The organism is Flagellimonas hadalis, from assembly GCF_007785775.2.
GTDB classification, from domain to species: domain Bacteria; phylum Bacteroidota; class Bacteroidia; order Flavobacteriales; family Flavobacteriaceae; genus Flagellimonas; species Flagellimonas hadalis.
The window spans coordinates 1-7,571 of sequence record NZ_VNIK02000024.1 but is presented as its reverse complement, the minus strand read 5'-3'; the positions used below and the strand labels follow the sequence as shown (position 1 = coordinate 7,571).

Genomic DNA, 7,571 nt, shown 5'->3' with positions numbered 1-7,571 from the left:
ATAAAATTGACAAAACTCTTCCCATGGCACTTAGTTTTTATAGTTGTATTTGTATTCCTGAACCAAATGTCCATCGTCATCCTTGACGAACTCCAACCGCTTGTACGCATCGTACTCATAATACACAACATTCCCCTTCGGGTCCGTGACACTGGTCACACCGACCAACGGGTCATAGGTGTAGGTGGTCACCATCGAATCGGGAAGACCGTTGCGAACCTTATCAAACTCAGTCCATAATTGGGTATCGTTATAATTTTGAAGATAGCTTAGATTATCATTTGAGGTTTTTCCCAAAGCACTCATTACCTGGGCATAGGTAGCATTCTCAATCTTTGCTATCAGTTGGGAATAATTGTAACCCCATAAATATATAGTTATTGGGCCATCAGTTTTTTTGACTTGATTTGGGTTGCCATTTGCATCGATTGAAAGGTATTGGGTCCTATTTTCCAATGGCTCATTATTCTTGGATGTCTGGATGTATTCCGGCGTTATTCTATCACTTCCCCAATCCCGATAGTTAGCTCTTTGTGTTGTTTTAGCTAAAATCGCCCCACCTACATCGTTTACTGTCGTTACTGCTTGTATAGGCTCCGATATCCGGTATTGGCCAGGGATGCCATTGCCCTTTGTTTTCTTTAAACCTTCAATAGAGTTGAACTCTGCTGTAGTCAAATTGTCAAAACCCAAGGAACTCGGTGATATCACATCATCTGGATAGTACGTATTGGTTATGATCGTTTTTCCATTACTGGCCTTAATAGTTTGGGAAGTAGGTAATTGATGTATTGGATTGTCATAACCATAATCAATGACATTAGAAACAGAAACTTGATTATTATCATCATATGACACTTCTTCGAAAGAATTCAATCTATGCCAAATATTGTACAATCTATAGTAGATAGCAGTGTACGGTTCGATATTATCATTATGATAGACGGGTTCATACTTTTTATAGACGCTACAGTTACCTCCTAAAGAAAATCGCGTTTCAATATAATCCCAATGTTGCCTCTTAACCAATTTAAAGTCAGTGCCGCTTTTCGTTCCATCATATTGATGGATTTTTAATCCATGATCCCATCCGGTGAATGTCTTGGGATTTACTGGTGGCTCTTCATAATATTCATCACTCACAGAACCTAAAATATCTGTCCCCATATCGTCTACCGAAACATCATATACCCCAGCCGTGAAAGCGTCCTCCAATTGCTGTGTGACATGTGAGTAGGCAATGGGATTACCCCCCAAAATATTTAGGTCAAATTGGCTGTATGAAGTTAAACTATGATAATATATTTTGAATGGCACACAAGTAATAGTGCCATAAGGAACACATAATTCTGTTTCAAACCTCCTTGCAAAAGCGTTGCGCCTTTCATCCCTATGGCTAGAGGTATCCTCAGAGAACACCAATTGGTTGTTTTCCATTGAAAAGGTTTTATAATTATATGTTTTCTCAATCGGTGGAGAATTTAGTGATTGGCTTGTCACTCTTTTTAAACGCAGCCCAGGAAGCGGTAGATCCACTTCTTCATAGGTAGTATTATAATATCTAAGTTCATAAGACACTCTCATAAATTGCCCATGTAATTTAAACTGTAATCCTATATCCCCAGTAGAGCCAATCATTTCAATGGTTTTGTGCCTTTCAGAGAGGTTGATCTCCAGCTTAACACTATCCCTAATTGTACCAGTAGAAGTGTCTTTAAATTCTTTATATCCTCCCCCCTCTCCATCAAGAACATAAAACCATGCATAATGTGTTTCGGATTCATCTTCTGGGGGCAAAGAAGAGTTGGGATCATAAATATCCCAATCAAGTTCAACTGTAGCAGAGGGTCCTACAGTAATCCAATCAAACTCTTCAGGATTTAAAATAATAGGACCGTTGTTCCACGTGTTATGAACTTCTCCTGAAATGGTATTGGCTACTTCATTTTCTGAAATGGTGGAATAGGAGTTCAATTCATATTCAAACTCATCCTTTCCCTTGGTTGGGTAGGTGATTTGAGTCAAAATTCCTTTTTTGGCAAAATCGTTGGTGCTTCTATCTCCAAAATAATAGATTGGCACGTTTTGCAGTTTAGGCCATTTTTCCTTATGCTCTTCGATTCTGGCTTCAGGAACGAACCCATTATTTATAATCCCATTATAATACCCTCCTTCATCTTGTGAAAAGGAAAACCTATGGGGCAGATCTTCTGGCCCATTATACTGGAAGGCGTATGTTTGATTTTCAGTGCCGGTACCAATTTCAATGTTTCTTAAAAAATAGCGTTTCTTTAATTTCTGGGCTTCCGTGCCATTAACAAGTTCTCCATTGCCCAATAATGATTCAATAGCGGAACTGGAAGTATACATGTCATATGAAAAATCCACTTTTGAAGTTAAATTATTATGAACATCGTAAAGAGAAATGTTATTGAGCAATCTATCACCTTCCAAATCACTTCTTGAACTATAATTAAACTGTAAAAGAAAATTATTGCCTGAAACCGAAGTCAAGTATTTTGTTTGGGTTGTTTTTTTCTTAATACCATAGGTATGGGTATTAACAAAATATACCGCTTCATTGATTTCACAAAATTCACCATTATTATTACAGTTATATCCTGGATCAGGATTATCCCCTTCTTCAACTCCATTTTTCAGAGTATAGTTCTCATAAAAATCATAGATGTAATTATAACTTGTGGATAAATAATTAAAATCAATCGCATCTCCGAAAGGAGATTCTATTCTGTTGACAAACCAAGCAGTAGGCAAATTCATACTTGGTTGCTCATAATTTAACTCTGCCCCTTCATAGTGCCCGCCTCCTTCAAATCGTGAATATTCAATTTGGGAATCAAAGTGATAGACAAGTCCCTTACTATTGGTTATACGGAAAGTGTAGGGAGCTGTTCCCAATATTTCAATTCGAACATTGTTACTGTGATTGTGATTAAGCAAAACAGCATTATTATCCTTAATAATAAATGACCCGCTTTCCCCGAAAATATCAAAAGAAAAAATATCAAATTCTCCGTCATAGTAATCAATTCCCGTATTGTAAGAACTGACACGGGCATCTATTTCAAGTTTTTGGATGGTGTCATAATTGGCCTCTGTATAAATGGACATTTCTTGCATTGATAAATCAAGTCTGGAATCAGCATGTTCATCAGGTACCGAACGTACAATTCTGGAAATGGTCGCATAAAAATTACCTCGCCAGCCAATACCCAGTCTTCCACCCCAATCGTTCACTTTAACTCCCGTGGAAGAATATTGAATAGCGGGGGTATAATCAATATTGCCCTCTTTTAACTGATACAATGGAATAATTTTATGAATCCCTCCTGTCGATTCATTTAGATTTACCCCTCCAAAACTCCCTAAAGTTCCTAAGACCGGCGGCGAAGGCGTTAAACTTTGCTGAGGAATTTGATTAAAAATTGGGGTCTCCTGAGATTGTGTGCTGATTACACAAAAGAAAATTAATATAATCACATATTTCATGTCATTTAGCTTTTAATGAGTTAGGTGCTATGTACATAGAATTCATTAAGTTGATATACTTAATTTATAAATGCTTGTTTTAATTTTGTTGATTGCTTTGAAATTTGGTTCCATAATCAATGTGGTTTCTTAGGTCAAACCTAGGTCTTGAGCCGTTGTATGGGTTACAGTAACTTTTTGCTTATTCATTTTTTCAGTGTTTGTTTAAGTTGGAGCAATTCTTTTTTTATTTCCTCCGTTTCATTCCGCTGTTGGATAAGGTACAATGTCAACTCTTCAATCTTTTCTAGGAGCAGCTTATTCATCTCTCCCAGTTCTATTCCATTCTCCTCGACTTGTTTGGCGGAAGGAATGTTGATAAGATGGCCTTTTTCCTTGATATGCCTTTCCACTTCTTTCAAGGTCGGAAGGGTATATCCTTCCTTGAAGACATAATCGGCCCAACCCGTCTCCACTTTGATTTCCTCTGCCCTGATCTTTCCCTTTACGGCAAGCTTATATGTTCCAGGATTAGTTGTTCCTATTCCCACATTTCCATAATGGTCTATCAACATTCTGGGTGCTCCGGAAATAATCTCACCAGCGGTAGTATTTCCAAATTGCGTATAGAAATAGAGTTTCCCCCAACTGCTGCGCACTCCGGAATACCCATAACTTGCATGAGTTGATGGGGTAATCAACTGATTATGGTTTTCACCCCCCTGTACAACCGACATATTCGAACCAAATATGGCATTACCCCCAGATGAGCCAGAAATATTCGCACCGAAGTTATTAGTAATAACCAACTGTGAATTTGGGCTATTTGTGGAATTTGGTCCTAAAGAAACATTACCTGCGCTATCAATAATTAGATTGTTGGTATAATTATTTACGCGAAACACCATTCTATCTATATCGTGTTCATAATGCATACCCCCAACATAATCATCCTCAGAGTCCGAAAAACCAAAATACCCTATAGCGGTGTTCGGTGTTAAGATGGAGACCATCCCATTTTCATTGTCCTCCACTGTTAAATCTGAGAAGGAATGTGGACTTCCCCCAGAAAATCCCTTATATAAATGTACCTTCGAAATTGGGCTTACCGTTCCTATTCCCACATTGCCTGAACTAGGAAAAGTATTGGTCTGTGCCAATAGCATATTGGATAAACAAAACATCAAAAAAATCATTCCTATTCTCATTTCTTCATGGTTTTGATAAGTTTCTTTAATTCTTTAATCTCTCTATTTTGAGTGTTTAAGCTTTCTTCTAAATCAGATATTTTATCGTTTGAAGCTTCCAGTTTTTCAATCTTTATTTCCTGTTTTATGGTATACAGAACCAATTCTTCGATTTTCTCCAACAACTTCATATTCATCTCTCCCAATTCAATTCCATTCTCCTCCATTTCCTCGGCAGATGGGATGTTGGGCAAGTGGCCATTTGCTTTGATATAGTTTTGGACTTCTTCAAGGGATTTGAGGTCATAGTCCTCTTTGAAGACATAATCCGGTCCGGGAACGGAAAGGTCAACCTTCACTTCTTCTGCATGGATTTTTCCTTTTACTGCTAGTTTGGCATCGGGAGTTAGGGTGCCAATACCAACATTCCCGGTACTTAAAACAATCATGCGGAGTTGTCGTCCTGTAAACAACTTTATACCCCCATATCCTGAAAGCCTCGCCTCCGCGGAAGATGGAAGTGAATACCATCCCAATGAATAATTTCCAATCTCTGTTCCATTATATGTGAATGTGTCTGTGCTTGGGTTAAACCCAAAACAATAATTTAAACTTATGGTTTGATTTTGTCCCCTGGACACAATGAAAACCAATAACGTACATAATAGTATTCCGCTTTTTTTTCCCATGGTCACCAGTTATTTTTTTTCGAGATAAATGATTCTTTGTTCAAGTTTTTGGAGTTTATCATTATCATTTTTCAGCTCATCAATCTTTCTATTTTGTTCAATAATGTACAATGTCAACTCCTCTATCTTCTCCAACAATTTCATATTCATCTCTCCCAACTCAATCCCATTCTCCTCCATTTCCTTGGCAGATGGAATGTTGGGCAAGTGGCCATTCTCTTTGATATAGTTTTGGACCTCCTCTAGGGATTTGAGATTGTATCCCTCCTTGAAGACATAATCGGGACCGGGCACTGAAAGGTCCACCCTGACCTCTTCGGCATGGATGTTGCCTTTTACTGTTAGTTTGGAGTCAGGGGATTCTGTTCCAATACCCATATTCCCCATTTCGGTCATAATCATAGCAGGGGAATCCAAACTACTCCCATTTACCGAAAAACGGAGCTTTGAACTGGACTCCAATCCACCGCCATATCCCAAATAATTGGTGACAAGTTTAATTTTGTCCCCAGCCTCCCTTTCAACCTGTATCCCTTGAATGCCCGAAAAACTTCCTTTAAAAATGGCATGAGTGGAACTTGAGGCATTTACTTCAAGTTTCTCTGAGGGATTTATTGTGCCTATTCCCAAGTTTCCATTCTTGCGAAAAGTGAAAAGTTGACTTTGCTCTGTATGGCCAATAAAAAGTCTGTCAGAATTATTCTCCAGATCAAGCCTCCATAATTTCCCCCCTCTTTCCAAGCCAATGGCAGCACCTCCCAATGGGTCCTTGATATGGAGTTTATACAATGGAGTTCCCTGTCCCAATAAAACATTACCATTTCTAACGATAAAGTCACCACCAGACTTGAAGAGATAATTGGACGCATTATCTTGTTTTATTTTTAGACCGTCACTCTCGATTTGAAAATGATAAACTTGATGTGGAGTGTAATGTGTATCCTGCATCGTGATTAAACTTGGAAGCCACCCTGAAGTATCGAAAATCAATTTCGCATTTTGAATCACTGCATTACCCGAACCCGGGAAATCATTTTGAGCCATTAAGCAGAATGGTAGAAAAAATAAAAAAATGAAAAACTGTTTATTCATTTTGCCTTGATTTGAGATATTCAATTTCCTTGTTTTGAAGCTTGTATTGCTCTATTATATTTTCAAGCAAATACTGTTGTTGTATGATGTATAAGGTCAGCTCCTCTATCTTCTCCAACAATTTCATGTTCATCTCTCCCAATTGGATCCCATCGACTTCCATTTCCTTGGCAGTTGGTATGTTGGGCAAGTGGCCATGCTCTTTGATATAGTTTTGGACCTCCTTAATAGATTTGAGATCATACCCCTCTTTGAAGACATAATCGGGACCGGGAACTGAAAGGTCCACCCTGACCTCTTCGGCGTGAACCCTTCCCTTTACGGTCAATTTTGAGCCAGGCACAGTCGTTCCAATCCCAACATTCCCATTATCTGTAAAAACAACACTTGGATTTCCAGATTGGCCGTATTTGAAGTACAAATCTTTCTCGGTATGGTTATGTGAATGATAGAGGGTCCACCCAGAATAAGACGCGCCAAAACCGGCAACTCCCCCAGCTATTTCAAGTTTTGCTATTCCATTGTGCTGATTTGTATAAATACGTGTATGGGAAATACCATCATACTTGTAAACATCGAGATTTGAAGTTGGATTAATAGTACCAATTCCAACATAACCAGTAGTGCCACTCACAGTAACTCTATTGTTGCCATTTAGGTTGACAAAAAGATTGTTAACTGGTGCGTCGACGCTTCCCAAATAAAGATTGTCCCCATTGTTAATTCCCAAGGTTCTGGTATAAGATCCCGAAACCGTTTTGGCATACAAATACTTGGCATTGTCCATGTACAGGTTGTCTTGGGCATTCATGAATTGTAAGCAGAAAACAGTAAAAATCACCGATATTGTCTTCATTCGTTAATTTTTAAGATTCCTACAAGTATTTTTTCCAATTGACTAACTTTTGTTTTCAAAGCCTCGACTTCCTTAAGCTTTTCTTCCTGTTCTAGTGTATAGAGAGTCAGCTCCTCAATTTTCTCCAAAAGCTTCATGTTCATTTCACCCAATTGGATTCCATCTGCTTCCATTTCCTTGGCAGATGGGATGTTGGGCAAGTGGCCATGTTCTTTGATATAGTTCTGGACCTCCTCTAGGGATTTGAGATTGTATCCC

General features: G+C 38.5%; 5 protein-coding genes and 1 pseudogene. All 6 read right to left on the bottom strand.

The window, feature by feature from the left end; translation table 11 throughout:
• Positions 1 to 30: 30 nt before the first annotated feature.
• Positions 31 to 3,510 (bottom strand): RHS repeat domain-containing protein, encoded by a 3,480-nt coding sequence (locus FOT42_RS17760; protein ID WP_151891780.1) that lies wholly within the window; start codon positions 3,508 to 3,510, stop codon positions 31 to 33.
• A gap of 185 nt (positions 3,511 to 3,695) precedes the next feature.
• Entirely contained in the window at positions 3,696 to 4,697 is a 1,002-nt protein-coding gene (locus tag FOT42_RS18370; protein ID WP_151891779.1) for a tail fiber protein, read from the bottom strand.
• Positions 4,694 to 5,365, bottom strand: coding sequence for a tail fiber protein (locus FOT42_RS17750; RefSeq protein ID WP_151891778.1), 672 nt, complete (start codon positions 5,363 to 5,365; stop codon positions 4,694 to 4,696). The genes FOT42_RS18370 and FOT42_RS17750 overlap by 4 nt, the downstream gene beginning before the upstream one ends.
• A gap of 9 nt (positions 5,366 to 5,374) precedes the next feature.
• Positions 5,375 to 6,313: a tail fiber protein gene (locus FOT42_RS17745; RefSeq protein WP_151891777.1), complete on the bottom strand. Its 939-nt coding sequence runs from the start codon at positions 6,311 to 6,313 to the stop codon at positions 5,375 to 5,377.
• Positions 6,314 to 6,449: 136 nt separating this feature from the next.
• Positions 6,450 to 7,187: a tail fiber protein gene (locus FOT42_RS17740; RefSeq protein ID WP_151891776.1), complete on the bottom strand. Its 738-nt coding sequence runs from the start codon at positions 7,185 to 7,187 to the stop codon at positions 6,450 to 6,452.
• A gap of 122 nt (positions 7,188 to 7,309) precedes the next feature.
• Positions 7,310 to 7,571, bottom strand: a pseudogene (locus tag FOT42_RS18190) (hypothetical protein); the annotation flags it as partial.

Coding starts and splice junctions, on each gene's coding strand:
- FOT42_RS17760 (WP_151891780.1), bottom strand. CDS start 3,510: ATGAAATATGTGATTATATTAATTTTCTTTTGTGTAATCAGCACACAA.
- FOT42_RS18370 (WP_151891779.1), bottom strand. CDS start 4,697: ATGAGAATAGGAATGATTTTTTTGATGTTTTGTTTATCCAATATGCTA.
- FOT42_RS17750 (WP_151891778.1), bottom strand. CDS start 5,365: ATGGGAAAAAAAAGCGGAATACTATTATGTACGTTATTGGTTTTCATT.
- FOT42_RS17745 (WP_151891777.1), bottom strand. CDS start 6,313: ATGCAGGATACACATTACACTCCACATCAAGTTTATCATTTTCAAATC.